At 59.7% G+C, this 23,204-nt stretch carries 22 protein-coding genes and 2 tRNA genes; 8 read left to right on the plus strand and 16 right to left on the minus strand.

All coding sequences use genetic code 11. The annotated features are described in order from the left end of the window. Nucleotide 1: 1 nt before the first annotated feature. Nucleotides 2-75: transfer RNA gene (locus tag AC3WMT_RS23895), tRNA-Asp, on the minus strand. A gap of 19 nt (nt 76-94) precedes the next feature. Then, a tRNA-Val gene (locus AC3WMT_RS23900) sits at nt 95-170 on the minus strand. A gap of 159 nt (nt 171-329) precedes the next feature. Here AC3WMT_RS23900 and rdgC point away from each other — a divergent pair. The 3 genes from rdgC to sugE all read left to right on the plus strand — a co-directional run bounded on the left by rdgC (nt 330) and on the right by sugE (nt 2,813). Continuing rightward, nucleotides 330-1,250, plus strand: coding sequence for a recombination-associated protein RdgC (rdgC, locus tag AC3WMT_RS23905; RefSeq protein ID WP_103306951.1), 921 nt, complete (start codon nt 330-332; stop codon nt 1,248-1,250). 164 nt (nt 1,251-1,414) lie between these two features. Next, nucleotides 1,415-2,380 carry a bile acid:sodium symporter family protein gene (locus AC3WMT_RS23910; RefSeq protein ID WP_103306950.1) on the plus strand — a complete coding sequence of 322 codons (966 nt, stop codon included), beginning with the start codon at nt 1,415-1,417 and terminating at the stop codon, nt 2,378-2,380. Between the two features lie 118 nt (nt 2,381-2,498). Continuing rightward, a complete protein-coding gene (gene sugE, locus AC3WMT_RS23915) occupies nt 2,499-2,813 on the plus strand; it encodes a quaternary ammonium compound efflux SMR transporter SugE (RefSeq protein WP_103306949.1) in 315 nt (104 codons plus the stop codon). 123 nt (nt 2,814-2,936) lie between these two features. Here sugE and AC3WMT_RS23920 read toward each other — a convergent pair whose 3' ends face one another. The 4 genes from AC3WMT_RS23920 to AC3WMT_RS23935 all read right to left on the minus strand — a co-directional run bounded on the left by AC3WMT_RS23920 (nt 2,937) and on the right by AC3WMT_RS23935 (nt 7,716). Next, entirely contained in the window at nt 2,937-4,811 is a 1,875-nt protein-coding gene (locus AC3WMT_RS23920; RefSeq protein WP_103306948.1) for an MFS transporter, read from the minus strand. Nucleotides 4,812-4,907: 96 nt separating this feature from the next. After that, entirely contained in the window at nt 4,908-6,059 is a 1,152-nt protein-coding gene (locus AC3WMT_RS23925; RefSeq protein WP_103306947.1) for a TDT family transporter, read from the minus strand. Between the two features lie 105 nt (nt 6,060-6,164). Continuing rightward, nucleotides 6,165-6,476 carry a cupin domain-containing protein gene (locus AC3WMT_RS23930; RefSeq protein ID WP_103306946.1) on the minus strand — a complete coding sequence of 104 codons (312 nt, stop codon included), beginning with the start codon at nt 6,474-6,476 and terminating at the stop codon, nt 6,165-6,167. A 52-nt stretch (nt 6,477-6,528) separates the two neighbouring features. After that, a complete protein-coding gene (locus tag AC3WMT_RS23935; RefSeq protein WP_103306945.1) occupies nt 6,529-7,716 on the minus strand; it encodes an MFS transporter in 1,188 nt (395 codons plus the stop codon). A gap of 91 nt (nt 7,717-7,807) precedes the next feature. Here AC3WMT_RS23935 and AC3WMT_RS23940 point away from each other — a divergent pair, with 91 nt between their 5' ends. Both AC3WMT_RS23940 and AC3WMT_RS23945 read left to right on the plus strand, forming a co-directional pair. Further along, nucleotides 7,808-8,350, plus strand: coding sequence for a TetR/AcrR family transcriptional regulator (locus tag AC3WMT_RS23940; RefSeq protein WP_103306944.1), 543 nt, complete (start codon nt 7,808-7,810; stop codon nt 8,348-8,350). 245 nt (nt 8,351-8,595) lie between these two features. Next, a complete protein-coding gene (locus AC3WMT_RS23945; protein WP_103306943.1) occupies nt 8,596-12,066 on the plus strand; it encodes a hybrid sensor histidine kinase/response regulator in 3,471 nt (1,156 codons plus the stop codon). 163 nt (nt 12,067-12,229) lie between these two features. Here AC3WMT_RS23945 and AC3WMT_RS23950 read toward each other — a convergent pair whose 3' ends face one another. Further along, on the minus strand, nt 12,230-13,594 hold the full coding sequence (locus tag AC3WMT_RS23950; protein WP_177431463.1) for a DNA recombination protein RmuC: 1,365 nt from the start codon (nt 13,592-13,594) through the stop codon (nt 12,230-12,232). 175 nt (nt 13,595-13,769) lie between these two features. Continuing rightward, the gene (locus tag AC3WMT_RS23955; protein WP_103306941.1) at nt 13,770-14,093 is read right to left on the minus strand and encodes an SEL1-like repeat protein; all 324 of its coding nucleotides are present in this window, start codon (nt 14,091-14,093) and stop codon (nt 13,770-13,772) included. Nucleotides 14,094-15,056: 963 nt separating this feature from the next. Here AC3WMT_RS23955 and AC3WMT_RS23960 point away from each other — a divergent pair. The 3 genes from AC3WMT_RS23960 to AC3WMT_RS23970 all read left to right on the plus strand — a co-directional run bounded on the left by AC3WMT_RS23960 (nt 15,057) and on the right by AC3WMT_RS23970 (nt 17,458). Then, nucleotides 15,057-15,281 carry a hypothetical protein gene (locus AC3WMT_RS23960; protein WP_064586664.1) on the plus strand — a complete coding sequence of 75 codons (225 nt, stop codon included), beginning with the start codon at nt 15,057-15,059 and terminating at the stop codon, nt 15,279-15,281. A gap of 276 nt (nt 15,282-15,557) precedes the next feature. After that, on the plus strand, nt 15,558-16,040 hold the full coding sequence (locus AC3WMT_RS23965) for a hypothetical protein (RefSeq protein ID WP_103306940.1): 483 nt from the start codon (nt 15,558-15,560) through the stop codon (nt 16,038-16,040). A gap of 146 nt (nt 16,041-16,186) precedes the next feature. Beyond that, nucleotides 16,187-17,458, plus strand: a complete 1,272-nt coding sequence (locus AC3WMT_RS23970) for an OmpP1/FadL family transporter (RefSeq protein WP_103306939.1) — start codon at nt 16,187-16,189, stop codon at nt 17,456-17,458. A 120-nt stretch (nt 17,459-17,578) separates the two neighbouring features. Here the strand turns inward: AC3WMT_RS23970 and AC3WMT_RS23975 are convergent, their stop codons facing one another. From AC3WMT_RS23975 to cobU, 8 genes are all read right to left on the minus strand, one after another. Then, nucleotides 17,579-18,139 carry a glutathione peroxidase gene (locus tag AC3WMT_RS23975; RefSeq protein ID WP_103306938.1) on the minus strand — a complete coding sequence of 187 codons (561 nt, stop codon included), beginning with the start codon at nt 18,137-18,139 and terminating at the stop codon, nt 17,579-17,581. 54 nt (nt 18,140-18,193) lie between these two features. Further along, complete coding sequence (locus AC3WMT_RS23980; protein WP_256583597.1) at nt 18,194-18,316, minus strand: hypothetical protein; 123 nt, start codon at nt 18,314-18,316, stop codon at nt 18,194-18,196. Next, a complete protein-coding gene (locus AC3WMT_RS23985; RefSeq protein WP_177431462.1) occupies nt 18,313-19,512 on the minus strand; it encodes an MFS transporter in 1,200 nt (399 codons plus the stop codon). Before AC3WMT_RS23985 ends, AC3WMT_RS23980 begins: the two co-directional genes overlap by 4 nt. A 61-nt stretch (nt 19,513-19,573) precedes the next feature. Further along, the gene (locus AC3WMT_RS23990) at nt 19,574-19,978 is read right to left on the minus strand and encodes a MarR family winged helix-turn-helix transcriptional regulator (RefSeq protein ID WP_103306936.1); all 405 of its coding nucleotides are present in this window, start codon (nt 19,976-19,978) and stop codon (nt 19,574-19,576) included. A 287-nt stretch (nt 19,979-20,265) separates the two neighbouring features. Further along, entirely contained in the window at nt 20,266-20,997 is a 732-nt protein-coding gene (locus tag AC3WMT_RS23995) for an adenosylcobinamide-GDP ribazoletransferase (protein ID WP_103306935.1), read from the minus strand. A gap of 1 nt (nt 20,998) precedes the next feature. After that, nucleotides 20,999-21,574: an alpha-ribazole phosphatase family protein gene (cobC, locus tag AC3WMT_RS24000; RefSeq protein ID WP_103306934.1), complete on the minus strand. Its 576-nt coding sequence runs from the start codon at nt 21,572-21,574 to the stop codon at nt 20,999-21,001. Beyond that, nucleotides 21,571-22,626 carry a nicotinate-nucleotide--dimethylbenzimidazole phosphoribosyltransferase gene (cobT, locus tag AC3WMT_RS24005; RefSeq protein ID WP_103306933.1) on the minus strand — a complete coding sequence of 352 codons (1,056 nt, stop codon included), beginning with the start codon at nt 22,624-22,626 and terminating at the stop codon, nt 21,571-21,573. Before cobT ends, cobC begins: the two co-directional genes overlap by 4 nt. Further along, nucleotides 22,623-23,144, minus strand: a complete 522-nt coding sequence (gene cobU / locus AC3WMT_RS24010; protein WP_103306932.1) for a bifunctional adenosylcobinamide kinase/adenosylcobinamide-phosphate guanylyltransferase — start codon at nt 23,142-23,144, stop codon at nt 22,623-22,625. Before cobU ends, cobT begins: the two co-directional genes overlap by 4 nt. Nucleotides 23,145-23,204 lie beyond the last annotated feature (60 nt).

Raw genomic sequence — 23,204 nt, forward strand, 5'->3', positions numbered from 1 at the left:
GCGCAGCGGACGGGACTCGAACCCGCGACCCCCGGCGTGACAGGCCGGTATTCTAACCGACTGAACTACCGCTGCGCTAAACACTTGAAACGAATGGTGGGTGATGACGGGATCGAACCGCCGACATTCTGCTTGTAAGGCAGACGCTCTCCCAGCTGAGCTAATCACCCTTCGCTTCGGTGTGGCGCGCATTCTACGGAGCGACCCCACCTCTGGCAAGCACTTTTTTAAATAATTTTCTCAGGCCTTCCAAAGGCTTAGAGAAGGGTTGGCCTATGCCACGGCGAAGACAATAATGCCCCCCTTTGTATAAAGGAGAGACTCACCCCATGTGGTTCAAAAACCTGCTTATCTATCGCCTGACCCAAGACCTGCCTGTCGATGCCGAGGCGCTGGAAACTGCACTGGCCACCAAACTGGCGCGTCCATGTGCAAGCCAGGAGTTGACCACCTACGGTTTCGTCGCGCCGTTCGGCAAAGGCGAAGATGCTCCACTGGTGCACGTCAGCGGTGATTTCCTGCTGATCGCTGCACGTAAAGAAGAACGCATTCTGCCGGGCAGCGTCGTACGCGATGCGGTCAAGGAAAAGGTCGAAGAGATCGAAGCCGAGCAGATGCGCAAGGTCTATAAGAAGGAACGCGACCAGATCAAGGATGAAATCATCCAGGCGTTCCTGCCGCGCGCCTTTATCCGTCGCTCGTCGACCTTCGCCGCCATCGCGCCGAAACAAGGCCTGATCCTGGTCAACTCGGCCAGCCCGAAACGTGCCGAAGACCTGCTTTCGACCATTCGTGAAGTGATCGGCACCCTGCCCGTACGTCCGCTGACCGTGAAAATGGCGCCAACCGCAGTCATGACCGATTGGGTCACCACGCAGAAAGCCGCCGACGACTTCTATGTGCTGGACGAGTGCGAACTGCGCGACACCCACGAAGACGGCGGCATCGTGCGCTGCAAGCGTCAGGACCTGACCAGCGAAGAAATCCAGCTGCACCTGAGCACCGGCAAAGTCGTTACTCAATTGTCGTTGGCCTGGCAGGACAAGCTGTCGTTCATGCTCGATGACAAGATGACCGTCAAACGCCTGAAGTTCGAAGATCTGTTGCAGGATCAGGCGGAACAGGACGGCGGCGACGAAGCCCTGGGTCAACTGGACGCCAGCTTCACCCTGATGATGCTGACGTTCGGTGATTTCCTGCCGGCGCTGGTGGAAGCGTTGGGTGGCGAAGAGACTCCGCAGGGGATCTGAACATAACCGGTTTCAACTGGAGAAACCGGGGTCTACTGTGGGAGCTGACTTGCCAGCGATAGCGGTGTTACAGATAGCTCATATGCCGTCTGACACACCGCCATCGCTGGCAAGCCAGCTCCCACAATGTTATGTGGTGTTCACTCAATAATAAGGAACAAGCCATGCGCGCACTGGCTGCACTCAGCCGCTTTGTCGGCAATACCTTCGCTTACTGGGTTCTGATTTTCGCGGTCATCGCGTTCCTGCAACCGGCATGGTTCCTCGGCCTCAAAAGCGCGATCGTGCCGCTGCTGGGCCTGGTGATGTTCGGCATGGGCCTGACCCTCAAACTTGATGATTTCGCCGCTGTCGCCCGCCACCCATGGCGTGTCGCGCTGGGCGTAGTCGCGCATTTCGTGATCATGCCCGGAGTGGCGTGGTTGCTCTGCCAGGTATTTCACCTGCCGCCGGAAATCGCCGTCGGAGTGATCCTGGTTGGCTGTTGCCCGAGCGGCACCTCATCCAACGTGATGACCTGGCTGGCCCGTGGCGATCTGGCGTTGTCGGTGGCCATTGCCGCCGTGACCACCCTCCTCGCCCCGCTGCTGACCCCGGCGTTGATCTGGCTGTTGGCTTCGGCGTGGTTGCCGGTGTCGTTCATGGAGTTGTTCTGGTCGATCCTGCAAGTGGTGCTGCTGCCGATCATTCTCGGTGTGGTTGCGCAACGCCTGCTCGGTGACAAGGTCCGCCATGCGGTGGAGGTGTTACCGCTGGTGTCGGTGGTCAGCATCGTGATCATCGTCACCGCTGTAGTGGCGGCCAGTCAGGCGAAAATCGCCGAATCGGGTCTGCTGATCCTGGCGGTGGTGATGCTGCACAACAGTTTCGGCTACTTGCTGGGTTACTTCACCGGTCGCCTGTTCAAATTGCCGCTGGCGCAGCGCAAGTCGCTGGCGCTGGAGGTCGGCATGCAGAACTCGGGATTGGGCGCCGCTTTGGCCAGTGCACACTTCTCGCCACTGGCGGCGGTACCAAGTGCATTGTTCAGTGTCTGGCACAACATTTCCGGAGCACTCCTTTCAACCTATTTCCGGCGCATGAGTGAGAAGGAAGATCGCGAAGCGTTGGCGCAACAGGCCGTCGACTGAGCTGAAACTTGATCCCCGGATCAAGGCTCGGCAATATGTCGCGCAACGCGGGGACGACCCTGCGGCTCGATCGAGTTTTTAATCTGGGGACGACCCCGTCAATCGATGGAGGTCTCTCATGTCCTGGATCATTCTGTTTTTCGCCGGCCTGTTTGAAGTCGGCTGGGCCGTCGGCCTGAAATACACCGATGGCTTCACCCGCCCGCTCCCCACCGTATTGACCGTTGCGGCCATGGCCATCAGCCTTGGCCTCCTGGGTCTGGCGATGAAGGAATTGCCGCTGGGCACGGCTTATGCGATCTGGACCGGGGTCGGCGCTGTGGGCACGGTGATTGCCGGAATCATTCTGTTTGGCGAGTCGATGGCGTTGATCCGGCTGGCCAGTGTGGCGTTGATCATCACTGGTTTGATCGGCCTTAAAATGAGCGCTTAGGCCTCTGGCCCCATCGCTGGCAAGCCAGCTCCCACAAGGATTTCCGGTGAACACAAATGCTGTGTACACCCAGGAAACCTGTGGGAGCTGGCTTGCCAGCGATGGGGGCAGTCCCTTCACCAACTATCTAACGGCGCCCCGCAAATCGCCCACCAACGTCTGCAACTTCTCTGGCTGCGCCGCCTCGACGTCCACAGGCGCACCCGCCACCAACGTCACCCGCGACCACAACCGGCGGAACACACCCTTGTTCGGGTCGCGACTGAAGAAACTCCCCCACAAGCCCTGCAACGCCAGCGGAATCACCGGCACCGGCGTTTCCTCGATAATCCGCGTCAGCCCACCCTTGAACTCATTGATCTCGCCATCGGCGGTCAACTTGCCCTCAGGGAAGATGCACACCAGCTCACCGTCCTTCAGATACTGGGCAATGCGGCTGAAGGCTTTTTCGTAGATCTGAATGTCTTCATTGCGTCCGGCAATCGGAATCGTCCCCGCCGTACGAAAGATAAAGTTCAGCACCGGCAAGTTGTAGATCTTGTAGTACATGACAAAGCGAATCGGCCGACGCACCGCGCCGCCGATCAGCAAGGCGTCGACAAACGACACGTGGTTGCACACCAGCAACGCCGCGCCTTCATCCGGAATAGCTTCAAGGTTGCGATGCTCGACGCGGTACATGGAATGGCTGAGCAGCCAGATCATGAAACGCATGCTGAACTCGGGAACGATCTTGAAGATGTAAGCGTTGACGCCGATGTTCAGCAGCGACACCACGAGGAACAGTTGCGGGATCGACAGTTTGACCACGCTCAACAACACGATCGAGACAATCGCCGACACCACCATGAATAGCGCGTTGAGAATGTTGTTGGCGGCAATCACTCGCGCCCGCTCGTTCTCGGCCGTGCGCGACTGGATCAATGCGTACAGCGGCACGATGTAGAAGCCGCCGAAAATGCCGAGGCCGAGAATGTCCACCAACACTGCCCAGGTGTGAGCAAAGCCCAGGACTTCGGTCCAACTGTGGCCAGTGACACTGTCGGGAATCCCACCGGAATGCCACCACAGCAGCAAGCCGAACACCGTCAGACCGAATGAGCCAAACGGCACCAGACCGATCTCGACTTTGCGCCCGGAGAGCTTTTCGCAGAGCATCGAACCCAGCGCGATACCCACCGAGAACACGGTGAGAATCAGCGTGACCACGGTTTCATCGCCGTGCATCCACTCCTTGGCGTAGGCCGGGATCTGCGTCAGGTAAATCGCCCCGACAAACCAGAACCACGAGTTGCCGACAATCGAGCGCGATACTGCGGGCGTCTGGCCCAGGCCCAGTTTCAGGGTCGCCCAGGATTGGCTGAAGATGTTCCAGTTCAGACGCATTTCCGGTGACGAGGCCGCCGCGCGGGGAATGCTGCGGCTGGCCAGATAACCCAGCACGGCGATGCCGACAATGGCGGTCGACACCAGCGGCGCGTAGTGGGTCGAGGACATGATGACCCCGGCACCGATGGTCCCCGCAAGAATCGCGAGGAACGTGCCCATCTCCACCAGACCGTTGCCGCCGACCAATTCCTCTTCACGCAAGGCCTGCGGCAGGATCGAATACTTCACCGGCCCGAACAGCGCCGAATGAGTGCCCATCGCGAACAGCGCCACCAGCATCAGCGACAAGTGATCGAAGAGGAAGCCGACCGAGCCCACCGCCATGATGGCGATTTCCGCAAGTTTGATCAGACGGATCAGCGCGTCCTTGGCGAACTTCTCGCCGAACTGCCCGGCCAGCGCCGAAAACAGGAAGAACGGCAGAATAAACAGCAGCGCACACAGGTTGACCCAGATCGAGCGATCACCCTCGATGGTCAGCCGGTAGAGAATGGCGAGGATCAGCGACTGTTTAAACACGTTGTCGTTGAACGCACCGAGCGACTGCGTGATGAAAAACGGCAGGAAGCGCCGGGTGCGCAGCAGGTTGAACTGTGAGGGGTGACTCATCTTCCGTGTTTTCCTGATGTTGGGTAGAGAGGCCTGGGTTCTTGTATTGGAATCTCGAACCGCGATCCAGGCCACACATTACCTAAACTTTTCAGGTTATTTCTTCAAACCTGCAATGCACGGCGAAACAAACAGCTCACCACGCCATGCCCCTTGCACGGTGCGCTTGCCGACAATCAGCCACATCAAGGCCAACAGGGCCACCAGCACGCAACCAACCACACTGAAAAACCCGAGGTTCAGCGTACTGGCAAGCTTAAGCGTTGCCAGCGAATACACGCCCAATGGAAAGGTGAACCCCCACCAACCGAGGTTGAACGGAATACCGTCGCGCAGATAACGCACGGTGATCAGCAGTGCCATCAGCATCCACCACAGACCAAAGCCCCACAGTGTGATCCCCGCCACCAGGCCAATGCCGGAAGCGATTTCGCCAATGCCCGGCAGGCCGTTGGCGGCGAAGATGGCCGGCGCATCGGCCCCCAGCAGCAACATGCCCAGCGCACCAGTGCCAATCGGGCCGAGGGCCAGCCAGCTCGAGGCAGCCATATTCTCGTGAGGAAGTTTGTGCAGGGCCATGCGCAGCAACAAGATTGTGAGAATGCTGAACGCTACCGGTAGGGAAAACGCCCAGAGCACGTAGCTTGTGGTCAACATCACCAGTTGCGAGTGGGCATCGGTCAGATGCGGAGCGAGCAAACCGCCGCTGGCCGCCGCCACTTCCGCAGCCACCACCGGCAACAGCCAAACCGCCGTCATCTGGTCGATGCTGTGTTCCTGACGGGTAAACATCATGTAGGGAATCAACACACCACAGGCCAGAGACATCGCCACATCAATCCACCACAGCACTTCGGCCAACTGGATGACACCCTCGCCCCAACGCGGCAGACCAAACAACAGAAAGCCGTTGATGATCGTGGCCAGTCCCATGGGAATGGTGCCGAAGAACATCGATACGGTGGAATGGCCGAAAATCCGCCGCGCCTCGTCGAAAAACAGGATCCAGCGCGCGGCGTAGGCAGCGGTAAACAATGTGAACAACAGGATGTTGAAAAGCCACAGCCCTTCGGCCACGGCATGCATCCCGGGAATCGCCACCGGCAAATTCGCCAGTGCCAGCGCCAGCACACCAGTACCCATGGTTGCGGCGAACCAGTTCGGAGTGAATTGACGGATCACTTCACGCGGATGCTGAAGTTGGCTGAGCGGCTTGATGCCGGGTTTGGCGCTGTTAGGGCAAATCATCATGAACTCCTGTCCTCAGGTGAGGTTGAGTCCATGGTAGATCCGAATCGAATATCTATATAACGGGTAATTTCTCTAACTGTTATCTGTTCTATAGATAAGCAGTCAAACACTGCCTTCACTTTCGATGACCAGAATCCGTGCGACGCCCTGCGGATGCGCGACATGTTCGGTACCGACCGAGGCGTAGAAGATATCGCCAACCGCCAACTGCACCTGTTTTTCTTCACCTTCCTCGCGGTAATGCATCGAGACTTTGCCGTCGAGCACCACAAACACTTCCTCACCGTCATTGACGTGCCACTTGTACGGCTGATCGGTCCAGTGCAGGCGCGTGGTGATGCCGTTCATGTTGGCGATATCGAGCGCGCCCCAAGCGCGGTCGGCGGTGAAGGTCTTGCTGCGAATAATCTTCATGAATCGATCCGTGAGAAGAGTGGCCGGGCAAGGCTAACCGAAACCGCTGTGCTCATGGAGCGCTGCACACTTTGGCAGATCGAGGACGCAGACTGAGCAACAGCGCTGCCACGGCCAACACGATCAGCACCCCGCCATACACATCAGTCGTGGCCAGCAATCCGAGTTGGTGGGTGAAGTGCCCGGCTAATAAAGCAGGCAAGCAAAACGCCAGATAGCTCAGCACGTAAAACGCCGACATCAACCCGGCCCGCTCATGCGGTAACGCCAGCGGCACCAGGCTGCGCACCGCGCCGAGAAAGCCTGAGCCGAAACCACACCCGGCGACCAGCGTGCCGAGGAAAAACAGCGACAGACTGGCGCTGTGCACACCGAGCAGAATCAGCACCAGACCACTTGGCAGCAAGCTTGCGCCCAGCTGCAAAGCGCGCGTGGCGGGACGATTGCGCAGGGTGAAGATCATCAGGGCGCCGGTGACGGTCAGTGCTGCGACGGTTGCGCCGCCGATCAGATTGGAAGTGGAACCGGTGGCCGTGCGCACCAGCGACGGCGCCAGCGATGCGTAGAAACCGCCGAGCGCCCAGGTCGCGGTGTTCAGCGGCAGCACTCGCCACAACGTTGAACGTGCCTGAGCCGGGACATGCAGTGTCGGCCGCAACGACGCCCAGGCCCCAGCCTGCGGGCTGACGCTCTCCGGCAGGCGCCAGACATACAGTGCTTGCAGCACAAACAGCGCGAGCAGCAGCCAGTACGTCAGTTGTAACGGCGCCGGGGCGAATTCGGCCAGCAGGCCACAGCCCATGGCTCCCAACGCCATACCCAGCAACGGCGCAACACTGTTGATCAGCGGTCCTTGCTGACGGTCGGTGTCGAGCAGCGTTGCACTTAATACGGCAGTGGCCATGCCGGTCGCGAAGCCTTGCAGCACCCGCGCACTGATCAGCCAGGTGACGCTGTCTGCGCTGATGAACAACAGCATCGCCAGCGCATTGAGCAGAACGGCAGCGAAGATCACCGGTTTACGCCCGAGATGATCGGACAGCGATCCGACGGTTAACAGCGCCGCCAGCAAACTCAGAGCGTAGACGCCGAAAATCAACGTCAGCATGGCTGCCGAGAAATGCAGCTGATCCTGATAGAGGTGATACAACGGCGTCGGCGCCGTGGAAGCGGCGAGAAAACTCAGTAAGGTGATCGCCAGAAACCACAGGCTGGGACGATTGGATGCAAGGCTATTCATGTGCACACTCCGCAAAAGCTAATTTTTTGCTTTTGCGGAGTGTGCTCTCGGCCTGTGCTTAAAGCAAATTCTTTGTGTTAAGGTCTGCCGCATGGCTATTAAAGAAGGTTTACGCCCAGGTGGTCGCAGTGCCCGGGTGCAAGAGTCGATTCATTCGGCAGTCCGCGCGCTCCTGCAAGAACAGGAGCGTTCGACCGTGACCGTCCCGCAAATCGCCGCACGCGCAGGCGTTACGCCGTCGACGATTTATCGACGTTGGGGTGATCTGGCGGCCTTACTGGCCGACGTCGCCCTCGCCCGCATGCGTCCTGACAGCGAACCGGCAGAAACCGGCAGTTTGCGCAGCGATATCCGCGCGTGGGCCGAGCAGTATCTCGACGAGATGAGTTCCGAACCCGGACGCAACATGATGCGCGACGTGCAGGCGAGTGCCACGCCGGGGTATTGCGTGACGATTATCGGCGCGCAGTTGCAGACGATCATTGAGCGTCATCCGGATGAGCCGGCACCGAGCGTTGATCATTTGATCAATCTGGTGGTGGCGCCGGTGGTGTTTCGCATTCTGTTTTCCGCGGCGGCGCTGCAGGTGGAGGAATTGCACCGGTTGATTGATATCGCGCTGAAACAGGACTGACGCCATCGCTGGCAAGCCAGCTCCCACAGGGATCTCCAGCGAATGCAAATTTTGTATACGCCCTGAAAACTGTGGGAGCTGGCTTGCCAGCGATGAGGCCGCCCAGTCACTCTCAAACCACCCGGTTCCACACCTGCGACACCCCGCCACGCCACGACCTTGGTCGACACTGACTAACCGCCGCACTCATGCGAGACTGTCCGCCCGGGCAGGAGTGCCGGGGAGTCTTCTGTCGGGAGTGTTGCATGTCGTTGTCCACCGGGCTGATCGCCGCCGTCGCCCTGGCCTATATGGCCATCATGTTCGCCATCGCCTTCTACGGCGACCGTCGCAGCACGCCGCTGCCGCCACGGATGCGTGCCTGGGTGTACAGCTTGTCGCTGGCGGTTTATTGCACCAGCTGGACGTTTTTCGGCGCGGTCGGTCAAGCCGCTGAACAGTTGTGGTCATTCCTGCCGATTTACCTCGGGCCGATCCTGCTGCTGGTCTGTGCACCGTGGGTCCTGCAAAAAATGGTGATGATCAGCAAACAGGAGAACATCACCTCCATCGCTGACTTCATTGCCGCGCGCTACGGCAAATCACAATCGCTGGCGGTGGTCGTGGCGCTGATCTGTCTGGTCGGCGTTCTGCCCTACATCGCTCTGCAACTCAAAGGCATCGTCCTCGGCGTGAATCTGCTGATCGGCGCCGGGGCCGATGCAATGGGCACCCGCGCCCAGGACACCGCGTTGATCGTGTCGCTGGTGCTGGCGCTGTTCACCATTGTTTTCGGCACGCGTAACCTCGACGCCACCGAACACCACCGGGGCATGGTGCTGGCGATTGCGTTCGAGTCGCTGGTCAAGCTGTTCGCCTTTCTCGCCGTCGGCGCCTTCGTCACTTATGGCCTGTATGACGGTTTCGACGACCTGTTCAATCAGGCGATGCTCGCCCCGCGCCTGGAGGAATACTGGAAAGAAACCATCAACTGGCCGTCGATGGTGGTGCAGACCGGCGTGGCCATGATGGCGATCATCTGCCTGCCACGGCAGTTTCACGTCACCGTGGTGGAGAACATCGATCCGCAGGATCTGCGCCTGGCCAAATGGGTGTTCCCGGCGTACCTCGCGCTGGCCGCGCTGTTTGTAGTGCCAATCGCCCTCGCCGGTCAGATGCTGCTCCCGAGCAACGTGCTGCCTGATTCATTCGTGATCAGCCTGCCACTGGCCCAGGCGCACCCGGCGCTGGCCATGCTGGCGTTTATCGGCGGCGCTTCAGCCGCCACCGGCATGGTCATCGTCGCCAGCGTGGCGCTGTCGACCATGGTTTCCAACGACATGCTGTTGCCGTGGTTGCTGCGGCGCAACAATGCCGAGCGTCCGTTCGAGGTATTTCGTCAGTGGATGTTGTCGGTACGCCGAGTGAGCATCGTGCTGATTCTGCTGCTGGCTTATGTCAGCTATCGATTGCTCGGTTCCACGGCGAGTCTGGCGACCATCGGCCAGATCGCCTTCGCCGCCGTGACGCAACTGGCGCCGGCGATGCTCGGTGCGCTGTACTGGAAACAGGCCAACCGGCGTGGCGTGTTTGCCGGCCTCGCCGCCGGCACATTCCTGTGGTTTTACACGCTGATCCTGCCGATTGCCGCGCGCAGTCTCGGCTGGTCGCTGGACACCTTCCCCGGTCTGGCGTGGCTGCACAGCAACCCGCTGAACTTGCCGATCACGCCATTGACCCAAGGCGTGGTGCTGTCGCTGGCGGGCAACTTCACCTTGTTCGCCTGGGTCTCGGTGTTGTCCCGCACGCGGGTTTCGGAGCACTGGCAGGCCGGGCGCTTCATCGGTCAGGAAATCAGCGCCCGCCCGAGTGCGCGCTCGATGCTGGCGGTACAGATCGATGATCTGTTGCAACTGGCCGCGCGCTTTGTCGGTGAAGAACGTGCTCGCCAGAGCTTCATTCGATTTGCCTACCGCCAAGGCAAAGCCTTCAACCCCAATCAGAACGCCGACGGTGAATGGATTGCCCATACCGAACGTTTGCTGGCCGGCGTGCTGGGCGCCTCTTCGACGCGAGCGGTAGTAAAAGCCGCCATCGAAGGTCGGGAGATGCAGCTGGAGGACGTCGTGCGAATTGCCGACGAAGCTTCCGAGGTGTTGCAGTTCAACCGCGCCCTGCTGCAAGGCGCCATCGAGAACATCACCCAAGGCATCAGCGTGGTCGACCAGTCGTTGAAACTGGTGGCGTGGAACCGGCGTTACCAGGAACTGTTCAACTACCCGGACGGACTGATCAGCGTCGGCCGGCCGATTGCCGACATCATTCGCTACAACGCCGAGCGTGGCTTGTGCGGTCCCGGCGAGGCGGAAGTCCACGTCGCCCGGCGTTTGCACTGGATGCGGCAGGGTCGCGCGCACACCTCTGAACGGCTGTTCCCCAACGGCCGGGTGATCGAGCTGATCGGCAACCCGATGCCGGGCGGCGGTTTTGTCATGAGTTTTACCGACATTACCGCGTTCCGCGAGGCCGAGCAGGCCTTGACCGAAGCCAACGAAGGCCTGGAGCAACGGGTCAGCGAACGGACTCAGGAGCTGTCGCAACTCAACGTCGCGCTGACCGAAGCCAAGGGCACCGCCGAAGCCGCCAACCAATCGAAAACCCGCTTCCTCGCCGCCGTCAGCCATGACTTGATGCAGCCCTTGAACGCCGCTCGCCTGTTCTCCGCCGCCCTCTCCCACCAGGATGACGGTTTGAGCAGCGAGGCGCAAAAACTGGTGCAGCACCTCGACAGTTCGTTGCGTTCGGCCGAAGACCTGATCAGCGATCTGCTGGATATTTCCCGCCTGGAAAACGGCAAGATCAACCCGGATCGCAAGCCTTTTGCGGTCAATGAGCTGTTCGACACGCTCGGCGCCGAGTTCAAGGCGCAGGCTCAGGAACAAGGGTTGACCTTCCGCGTACGCGGCAGCCGTTTGCGCATCGACAGCGATATCAAGTTGCTGCGGCGGATCCTGCAGAACTTCCTCACCAACGCGTTCCGCTACGCCAAAGGCCCGGTGCTGCTGGGCGTACGGCGCCGCACCGGCGAGTTGTGCCTGGAGGTGTGGGATCGCGGGCCGGGCATTCCTGAAGACAAGCAGCAGGTGATTTTCGAGGAATTCAAACGCCTCGACAGTCATCAGACCCGCGCCGAAAAAGGTCTCGGCCTCGGGCTGGCGATCGCCGACGGCTTGTGTCGCGTACTCGGTCATACATTGCGTGTGCGCTCGTGGCCGGGGCGCGGCAGTGTGTTTAGCGTCAGTGTGCCGCTGGCTCGCACGCAGACCGTGCCGGCCAGCGCTGCTGTCGAGATAAACGGCAAGATGCTGAGCGGCGCGCAGGTGCTGTGCGTCGATAACGAAGACAGCATTCTGATTGGCATGAACAGCCTGTTGAGCCGTTGGGGTTGTCAGGTCTGGACGGCGCGCAATCGTGAGGAATGTGCAGCGTTGCTCAGCGACGGGGTGCGGCCGCAAGTGGCGCTGGTCGACTACCACCTCGATCACGGGGATACCGGGACCGAGTTGATGGCATGGTTACGCACGAGTCTGGGTGAGCCGGTGCCAGGCGTGGTGATCAGTGCCGACGGGCGACCAGAGATGGTTGCGCAGGTGCATGCGGCGGGGCTGGATTATCTGGCCAAACCGGTGAAACCGGCGGCGCTGCGGGCGTTGTTGAGTCGCCATTTACCGCTGTAACGCAAAGATAGCGCAAGACCTGTGGCGAGGGAGCTTGCTCCCGCTCGGCTGCGCAGCAGGCGCCAATCCTTTCAACGCGGTGTTTCAGATAAATCGGAATCTCAGGTTTTCGGGGATGCTTCGCACCCCAACGGGAGCAAGCTCCCTCGCCACAAAATCGGGTTTACTCAGGCAACTCGACCAACCCGTCGACATCCGTCATCGCTCGCTCCAGCAGATCCGCCGGCAAGCTTTTGCTCGCCCGCGCACCGAGCAGTTTGAGCTGCTCACTGCGGCTGACCAGGTTGCCGCGTCCTTCTGTCAGCTTGTTGCGCGCCGAGCTGTAGGCTTTGTCCAGTTGCTGCAGGCGATTGCCGACCTCGTCCAGATCCTGAATGAACAACACGAACTTGTCGTACAGCCAGCCGGCCCGCTCGGCGATTTCCCGGGCGTTCTGGCTCTGGCGCTCCTGTTTCCACAGGCTGTCGATGACCCGCAACGTCGCCAGCAACGTGGTCGGACTGACGATCACGATGTTGCGGTCGAACGCGTCCTGAAACAGCGTCGGCTCAGCCTGTAATGCCGCCGAAAAAGCCGCTTCGATGGGCACGAACAGCAGAACGAAATCGAGGCTGTGCAGGCCCTCCAGACGTTTGTAGTCCTTGCCCGACAAGCCCTTGACGTGATTGCGCAGGGACAGCACGTGCTGTTTGATCGCGATCTGCCCGAGCGTGTCGTCTTCGGCGGCAACGTACTGTTGATAGGCGGTCAGGCTGACCTTGGAGTCGACCACCACCTGTTTGTCGCCTGGCAGGTAAATGATCACGTCGGGCTGGAAGCGCTCGCCGTCCGGGCCCTTGAGGTTGACCTGCGTCTGGTACTCGCGGCCCTTCTCCAGGCCGGCATGTTCCAGCACGCGTTCGAGGATCAACTCACCCCAGTTACCTTGGGTTTTCTGGCCTTTCAAGGCGCGGGTCAAGTTGGTGGCTTCATCGCTCAAGCGCAGATTGAGCGCTTGCAAACGCTCCAGTTCCTTGGCCAGCGAGAAGCGCTCGCGAGCCTCGGCCTGATAGCTTTCTTCCACGCGTTTTTCGAAAGACTGGATGCGCTCTTTCAACGGATCGAGCAACTGGCCGAGACGTTGTTGACTGGTCTCGGCAAAACGCTGTTCGCGCTCGTCGAAGATCTTGCCCGCCAGCTCGGCGAACTGCGCACGCAATTCATCACGCGAGCCTTGCAGGTCATTGAGGCGTTGTTGATGGCTTTCCTGCTGCTCGCGCAATTCGGCGTTCAGCGATGCCGCCTGAGCGTCGAGGCGACGCAGTTCGGCTTCCTTGTTGGCGCGCTCGATGTTCCAGGCATGAGAAGCGTCACGGGCGTCATCGCGCTCGATCTGCAACAACTCGACTTCGCGACGCAGGGCTGCCAGTTCAGCTTGTTTGGCCGCGTTGGCCTGGCCGAGGTCAGCGACTTCGTCGCGACTGGCCTCCAGTTGAGCGTTGAGCCCGTTCTGTGCCAGTTGCGCCATGGCCAGTCGCTCTTCGAGCAAGGCCACTTCGGCTTGCCCGCTGCTCGCCCGGCGCTGCAGCTGCCAGGCCAGTGCCAGCAACGGCAGCCCTGCCGCTGCGAGCCCCAGCAATACGCTGGTCAAGTCCATAGCCATAGCGATTCCTGCCGATCCGATAAAGCCTGAAGGTTAACCAAGGTGTCAGAACTTGGACAGCTCAGTCTTCGATGAGACCGAGTTCCTGTTGCGCACGAAGGTCGCCGGCGCGCGCGGCCTGACGCAACAGATCGTGACCGATGCGGCGATCACGGGCATTCCCGCATTCACGGCACATCAACTGTCCGAGACGGCTTTGCGCGGCGACCACGCCTTCGCGCGCCGGTTGTTTGAGCAAGCGACCCGCAAGGTGCTTGGCATTGTGACTGTCGCTCAGGCGCGGGCTGTCGAGCAGCCATTCGGCCACACGCACGGAAAATCGCTTTGGCGACGTAACACGAGGAGGTTCTGAGGTAACAGAGTCTGATACTGAGCGAAACTTCATAAAACACTGTGGGACAGATCGGAAGGCGCGCCACTCTACTCTCTTTTTCTTACAGGTAAAGTCGAAAAACAACCCGGCACGCCCGTCCTAGAGCAAGCGCTCGGGACAATCCACAGAAGCTGTGGATAACTCAGTGGACAACCGCCCTTCAACCCTCGCAAAGCCTTGTGGAATGGGGCTCGCAGTCAAACTGACGATTTTTTCACCAACAAAAAAAAGCGATGTTTTTCATTGACTTAAACTTTCGTTACAGGCAGCCATCGGGGTCAGGATTGATGTGACAGCGTCGTTACAGCTCGCGCAACTAATGTGCACAAGTACCTGTTACCCGGTTATATCGATGCGCTTTTTCGGGTCGTTTTAGCTGTCTGCCTGGGGATAAGCGGCTCTAAAACGCGGCTTGATGAAAAAACATTCACTGACCGGTGGTCGATATGTGAGCCGATTCGGGGCGATTCAATGGAATGCAAAGCAGACTTGGCCAGAGATTTCAATAATTTTTCAACAAAGGTTTGCTTTAACAAAAATGATCCATTACTATCCGCGGCGTTAGTACCAAGCTGAAAGTCAATTCCGGTCGAACATATCCCCACGGTCAGCCTTCTTCCAAGAAGCCCTTACCGAAAAAAGCGGGAACGACCCCTCGATGGTTTCCAGGTAAATCTTTCCGCGACACGGCCTTTGAATAATGCAAAGGGTGTTGCGAAGACCACTTACTCTGACCGAACCAGCCTGCAAATTGATCAGGATCTTCACCCCGGGCCCAGAACCTTTGCCCTTGATGTGATGCCTGTCCTCCTAAGTACCTACCTGCCAGCCCAAGCGCGCCAATTTATCAGCGCTTCAAACTGGCTGCTTTGTTCCAGTCGGGTTCTTTGTTCGACCAATGGTGGTCGACATTACTGGAACGTTTTAACGTTGCACGGTTCTTATCCGTGTCATTTGTAGGAACACCTAATAACTATGTCTACTCAAATCCATACTCAGGATGCCATTCGCACCCTAACCAACGCTTTTGCACCAATGAACTGCCTGATCATGGCCGCTCGCAAAGGCTGCTTCAGCTTCACCGTAGTCAATGAACACGGGATCGCCCGCCACAGCGAGCGTCTGTACCCCGATCAATACTCCAGCGCCGAACCGCTGCAGGCCGTGATCGATCGTACCCGTCAGGCACTGGTTGCCTGAAAGCCGAAAAGGCTGCAAAAAAGCAAAAGCCCCGCTTAAAACGCGGGGCTTTTTATTGCCTGATGTTTCACTTTGCGCGGTCAGCGCTTAAGCACCTTCCGATATAACGGTTATAACGGGTCGGCGGAAATATTTTAAAAACAGGCCTTTACGTCGCGAATATGACACTACACTTCAACTCAAGCGGCGTGATCCGCTTCCGGCGAGCCTGAGTCGATCCACCGCTGCCAAGGCCCCTTCAGGTATCGCCGCCCAATAACAAGATCCGAGGGATTTATGGGTATCGCTGCCAGCGAACTGTGTCGCTATGTGATCCGTCCTACGCTGATTTATCTGGGACGTCACTGCGCGACTGCCGAATCCCTGCTGCTGGGCATCGCCGCCAGCCAGTCTGCCCTCGGGTCCGCCCTGCATGACCGCCGTGGCCACGGCCTCTACCGCATCGCCGAGCATCGCCATCAGGCGCTTTGGGATCACTACCTGGCGCTCGATCCGGAGCGTGCAAGCCTGGTGCGCGGTCTCGCCAGCCAGCATGCCTTTCTCAGCGGCCCGCACCTGGAATTGACCGTCAACCTGCGTTACGCCACAGCGATCGCCTGGCTGCTGGTGGAAGAACAAAACCCTACCCTCCCCGACCCGAATGACTTGCTCGGCATGGCGCGTATCTGGCGTCAGACCTTTCAACCTCAGGGTCGTCTGCGTGACTTCACCTGCGCCTGGCAAACCTGTGTTTCACCGCTGAATCAGGTCGCTTGCTGACCAAGCAGTTTCACAAGATCGCCCAACAGGCAGTGATTTTGGTCGGATTGTCCTACAAAACCGCTCTAACTCAAGGCATACGGACTATAGCGCCGAGACGAAAATGTTGGTAATTTTCGCCCCGGTGATCACCAGGAGTTCTAATAATGAAAAAAGTAATGCTCAAAACCACCCTTAGCCTTGCCGTAACCGTGGCATCCACCCAGATCTTCGCAGCTGGCTTTGCCATCAACGAACACAGCATCAGCGGGATGGGGACTGGGTACGCCGGGCGATCTTCTTCTGCCGACGACGCAAGCACTGTTTATGGCAACCCTGCCGGCATGTCGCGCATCAAGCGCGAACAAGTCACGGGCGGTGTTGCATTCCTCGACGCAAAAACCGATATCAGCGACGCCAGCTCCAGCCCTAACCGCGGTAGCAACAAAGGCGACATGGTGCCCTTCACCTCCGTACCTATGGGCTTCTACGTCAAACCGATTGACGACCATTGGGCATTCGGTCTCGGTGTATACGTGCCGTTCGGCCTGATTACTGACTACGAGAAAAACTTTGCCGGCCGCTACTTCGGCAGCAAGTCGGAAGTACAAGTCATCACCTTCCAGCCGACTGTCAGCTACGCCTTCAACGACAAGGTATCGATCGGTTTCGGTCCGACCATCAACCGCATCGACGGCACGCTGGAATCGAACCTGTCGATCACCCAGGCCCTGCCGGACGGCAAGGTCAAGATCAAGGGTGACGACACCGCGCTGGGCTACAACATCGGCGTGCTGGTACAAGCGACCGACACCACCCGCCTGGGTCTGACTTATCACTCGAAAGTCGACTACAAGCTCGAAGGCGACACCAAGGTCAATTACAGCGCACTGGCCCTGGTCGGTCTGGGCGCCAACCAGAAGTACGATGCTTCGTTGAAGATCACCACGCCTGAATCGATCGACTTCTCGGTCACTCAAGCGATCAACGACCGCTGGAACGTCTACGCCGGTTCGACCTGGACCCGCTGGAGCCAGCTGGAAAAGATCACCGTCAAGAACTCCGGTGTGCAGCCGCTGCTGGCCGATCAGTTCGGCGAGATCACCGAAGACCAGAACTGGCACGATTCCTGGGCTTACGCCGTGGGTACTTCGTATCAGCTGAACAAGGAATGGGTACTGCGCACCGGTCTGACCTTCGACCAGTCGCCGACCAACAACGTCGACCGTTCGCCACGCATTCCTACCGGCGACCGGACCATCTTCAGCATCGGTGCCGGCTGGAGCCCGACCGAAGACCTGACCATCGACGTTGCTTACTCGTACCTGAAGGAAGAGTCGGTCAAGATCCGCAACGAAAACGATCGTGGCCAGAGCTACAACGCCAAGTATGAAAACTCGGCAAACGGCTTCGGTGTCGGCGCGACTTACCGCTTCTGATGCTGCACGGCGAGGCTAACCCCTCGCCCACAAAAAAGCCCCGCTCTCTTCGCAGAAAGCGGGGCTTTTTTGTGCCTGGCGTTCGCCCTCAGAAACGAGCAGGCTCGCTCCCACAAGAGCTCAGTTCTTCAGGGGTTTCGAGGCGATGGCTTTCTCGATTGCGGCGATAAATTCCGGATCATCGGGCTTGGTCAGGCTGGAGAAATTCGCGATGACCTTGCCCTGACGATCGATCACGTATTTGTAGAAATTCCATTTTGGCGCACTGCTTTGGGCAGCGAGCACCTGGAACAGATGGGTGGCATCGTCACCACGGACTTTCTGCGGTTCGGTCATGGCGAACGTCACGCCATAGTTGGCGTAGCAGACCTTGGCGGTCTCGGCGCTGTCCTTGGACTCTTGCTTGAAGTCATTGGAAGGCACGCCGAGCATTTGCAACCCTTGCCCTTCGTAGCGTTTATGCAGCGCTTCAAGGCCTTCGAACTGCGGCGCAAAACCACAGAAACTGGCGGTATTGACAACCACCAGCGGCTTATCGGCGTACTGCTTGCACAGATCGATGGATTCCTTGGCTCGCAGCTTGGGCAGCGAACCTTGCAACACTTCCGGGCAATCCGCCGCCTGGGCCAGGCCAGTCAACGCCACCAGCAACGCGGGAACAGCACACCAGCGCATCAGCATGTCGTACATCCTTGAGCAGTCGTCAGACTTCGACGTTACTCGCCGGACAGCCTTCTAGCAAATGCTCATGCCCAATTGCATCAATGCCAGCCCGCCTTGATGCCAGCCCCACCACACCAGCGCCAGCAAAGCGGCGCCGAGTGCGGTGATGGCGATTCGTGGCCAGAATCGGCTCATGCGGCGCTCGCAGCGGCTTGCAGGCGCGCCACCGGACGCTCGCGCACCGGCCAGTTCAATGCAGCCGCCAACAGGCTGAGAAGAATCGCCACTTGCCAGATCAAGTCGTAACTCCCGGTACGGTCATACACCACCCCGCCCAGCCAGCCGCCGAGGAACGATCCGAGCTGATGGAACAGGAACACAATGCCACCGAGCATGGACAGATTGCGCACACCAAACAAGGTTGCCACCGTACCGTTGGTCAACGGTACCGTCGACAACCACAGGAAACCCATGGCCATGCCGAACAGGTAGGCCGACGTGGTCGTCACCGGCAGCCACAGGAACAGCACGATCACCACCGCGCGCAGCAGGTAAAGCGCAGTGAGCAGACGTGGTTTCGACATGCGCCCGCCGAGCCAGCCGGCGGTGTAGGTACCGAAGATGTTGAACAGCCCGATCAACGCCAGCACCGTGGTGCCGACCGTGGCTGGCAGATGCTGATCGACCAGGTACGCCGGCAGATGCACACCAATGAATACCACTTGAAAACCACAGACGAAAAAGCCGAACGCCAACAGCCAGAACCCCGAGTGCGAACAGGCTTCGCGTAGCGCTTCGGACAGCGTCTGCTCGTGACCGAGCACCGGCAGCGGTTTGTCCTTGAGCATGCTCACCAGCGGCACGATCATCGCCACCAGCAGGCCCAGCACCAGCAGTGCGGCCGACCAGCCGAGCCAGCCAATCAGCCCCAATGTCCCCGGCAACATGGCGAACTGGCCGAAAGAGCCAGCGGCACTGGCGATGCCCATGCCCATGCTGCGTTTCTCTGGTGGCACGGCACGCCCTACGACGCCGAGGATGACCGAGAACGAAGTGCCGGAAAGACCGATACCGATCAGCAGGCCAGCGCTCAGTGACAACGTCACCGCCGAATCAGACAGCCCCATGCACACCAGACCCGCCGCGTAGAGCACTCCACCAACGAGTACGACTTTCGCCGCACCGAAACGGTCAGCCAGCGCTCCGGTAAAAGGCTGCGCCAGACCCCAGATCAGGTTCTGCAAGGCGATCGCGAAGGCAAACACCTCGCGGCCCCAGCCGAACTGTGCACTCATCGGCGACAGGAACAGGCCGAAGCCGTGACGCACGCCCAATGACAACGCCAGGATCAGCGCACTTCCCAGCAACACCCAACCGCACGCACGCCACATCGATGTCATTGTTATTCTCCAGTCGCGGGTATATACCCGCTTGAACCCGAAAAAACTGGCATCAAGCCAGTTCATCCAGCAATTTGAGCAAGGTTTCACGCTTCTCGGCACCCAGACGATCAATCAATCGCTGCTGCGCCGCTTCCCACGCCGGCAGCGCTGCTGCCAAACGCTGTGCGCCGGTTTCGGTGAGCCGGACAATCCGGTTACGCATGTCCGCGCCCTCGGCCAGCGTCACCAGCCCTTCGCCTTCCAGCACGCGCAGATTGCGCCCCAGGGTGCTGCGATCCAGGCCCATGGCTTCGGCAAGTTCGGAGATGCTCGGTTGATCCAGACGCTGCAGATTGCACAGCAAAGAATACTGGGCAACGTTGATCCCGAAGCCGTCGAGAGCGCCGTCGTAATGCCTGCTGACGCCACGAGCGGCGCGACGCAGGTTAGTGCACAAACACTGAGAAGGAAGCATGATGCGTGTATATACCCGCGACTGTGTTAAATCAAGTTACAGATGAGTTCACCCATAACATTTGTGGTGCCTGAAGGATTGCTATCGCTGGCAAGCCAGCTCCCACAGAGAATGACATTGCCCAAAAAATCGGCAAACCACCCCAATACCTGTGGGAGCTGGCTTGCCAGCAGATTCAACATAAAATTTCTACAGGAAATGACATTGCCCAAAAATCGGCAAACCACCCCAATACCTGTGGGAGCTGGCTTGCCAGCGATGAGGCCAGCAGATTCAACATACATCTGTCAGACCAAAACCAGCCCAACCAGCACCGCCATCTCCAGCAACTCCAGCAACGCCCCCGCCGTGTCTCCGGTCGTACCGCCCAACCGCCGCACCATCACTCGCCGCAGCCAGACGAACACGACAACCGCCACCAGCAGCGCAACAACAGCCTTGAACCCGGCAATCAGCACACACGCCAACGCGCTCACCGCAACAACCCACCAACCCGCTCTGCGCGGCAGATGATCGGCCAACGCTTGCCCCAAGCCACCGGCCCGCACATACGGCGTGGTCAGAAACAACCCGAGCAGCGCCGCGCGCCCAAGCACCGGCACGATGATCAGCGCGAGCGTCTGCTGCTGTTCGATCAACGCCAGCAACGCCGCAAACTTGAGCAACAACACCAACACCAGCGTCACCACCGCAATCGGCCCGCTACGTGGATCCTTCATGATCGTCAGCGTGCGCTCGCGATCACCAAAACCGCCGAGCCAGGCATCGGCGCTGTCGGCAAGTCCATCAAGATGCAATGCCCCGCTGAGCAACACCCAAACCGTCAACAACAACGCCCCGTGCAGCAACAGCGGCGTGCCAGCCAACGCCAGATTCAGCGCCCAGAGCATCACGCCGAACAGCAGCCCGACCAGCGGATAAAACAGCAGCGAACGCCCAAGCTGTTCAGGCTCAGGCATCCCCGGCAAACGAATCGGCAGACTGCTGAGAAATTGCAGGGCGATCCACAGCGGCAACATGTCAGCGACCTTCCTTGAGCGAGCCATCAGCGTCGACGGTCAGTGAGAACAATGCCCCATGAGCGACTTCGACATTAAGCAGTTGCTCACGAGGCAACCCTCGCGCCCGCGCCAGCAACAGGCGCATCACTCCGCCATGACTGATCAGCAGCACCCGCTCACCCGCGTAAGCCCTGTGCAACCGCGCAACCGCCGCCAACACCCGTGCAGAAAAATCGCCGACTGGCTCCCCTTGCGGCGGCGTAAATGAATAGGGATCCGCCCAAAACAGCCCCAACGCCTCGGCATCGGTTTCCATCAACGCCGCCGCGCTCTGCCCTTCCCACGCACCGAAATGCAGTTCCTGCAGATCCTTGTCCAGTTGCACCGGCAGATTCAATTGCTCGCCCAAGTCAGCGGCAAAGCGCGCACAACGCTGCAACGGCGAACTGACCAGACGATCCCACGGCCCGCCCGCGATGACCGCCGCACGCATCTGCGCCCAGCCCTTCTCAGTGAGCGCATCGTCGAGGCTGCCGCGCAAGCCACCACCCAGTTCCGTCTCACCGTGGCGCAGCAGATCCAGACGCAAGGTCATGCCGGACGATCCGCCACCGCTGCTTCGGCGAACGTCGCCATCTGCCCGTGCAGATCACAGGCCAGACGCAACAGCGGCACCGCCAACGCCGCTCCGCTGCCTTCGCCCAGGCGCAGACCGAGTTCCAGCAATGGTTCGGCGTTCAACGTTTCCAGCACATGGCGGTGACCCGGTTCCGCGCCACGGTGACCAAACAGCAGCCACTCGCGGCAGGCCGGATTCAGGCGTACAGCTACCAGCGCAGCGACGGTGCAGATAAAGCCATCGACGAGCACCGCGACACCCTCCTGCGCCGCTGCCAGATACGCGCCGACCAGCGCCGCAATCTCGAAACCACCCAGATTGAACAGCGTCTGCAACGCATCACCCCGTTGCGCCGCGTGCAAGGCCAAAGCACGCTCGATCACTTGCGCTTTATGGCTGACGCCTTCGGCATTCAAACCAGTCCCGGGACCGGTCAGATGCACCACCGGGCAGTCGAGCAACGCACACGCCAGCGCGCTCGCAGCGGTGGTATTGCCAATGCCCATTTCGCCGCCGATGAACAACTGCGCGCGTGCCGCTTTCGCCCGCAGTACGCTGTCGCGACCGGCCTGCAACGCGAGTTCGCCTTGCGCTTGGGTCATCGCGGCGCCCTGAACGAAATTCGCCGTACCCGCGCCGATGTTCAAGTGACGTACGCCCGGCAGATTCAGCGACGGCGTCACCGTGCCCAGATCCACCACTTCCAGTTGCGCATTAAGCTGGCGCGCCAAAACGCTGATCGCTGCCCCGCCACTGACGAAGTTGAGCAGCATCTGCCCGGTGACTTCCTGTGGAAACGCAGAAACACCTTCAGCGACCACGCCGTGATCACCAGCAAAAATCGCAATCCAGATCTGCTCAAGCGTCGGTTTGACCTGCCCTTGCAGACCGGCCAGTTGCACCGCCACGGACTCGAGACGGCCCAGGGAACCGGCCGGTTTGGTCAATTGCTGTTGCCGTGCCGCCGCTTGCTCAACGATATCGGCGTGCACCGGTTTGCACGGATTCAGCCACCAGGTTTGGGTCATAACGCAGATCCTTTCAAGGTCAGGGGCAGGCCGGCGACGGTCAGGACAACACGCTGACAACGCTCGGCCAGAGCTTGATGCAGCCAACCGGCTTCATCGACGTAGCGGCGAGTCAATTCGCCCAGCGGCACGACACCCATTCCGGTCTCGTTGCTGACAAAAATGATTTCCCCCGGCAGTGACGCCAGGCATTCGAGCAGGGCTTCGCGTTCGGCAGCGAGGCGTTCGGCATTGTCGAGCATCAGCAGATTGGTCATCCACAGAGTCAGGCAATCGACCAGCAGGCAGCGCTCGGCGCTAGCGTTTTCGCGCAGTACGCGAGCAAGCGTCAGCGGCTCTTCGATGAGCGCCCATTCAGCGGGGCGGCGGGCTCGGTGATGGGCGACGCGGTCGCTCATTTCACCGTCCAGCGGCTGGCTGGTGGCGATGTAGGTCACGGCCAGTTGAGTGTCGCTGGCGAGTTTTTCTGCCAGGCGACTTTTGCCGGAGCGGGCGCCGCCGAGGATCAGTTGGAGCATGGGTCATCCAGAAAAAAGTGTAGTGAGCCAACCGGCCTCTTCGCTGGCAAGCCAGCTCCC

It is taken from the genome of Pseudomonas sp. FW305-7 (genome assembly GCF_058786735.1).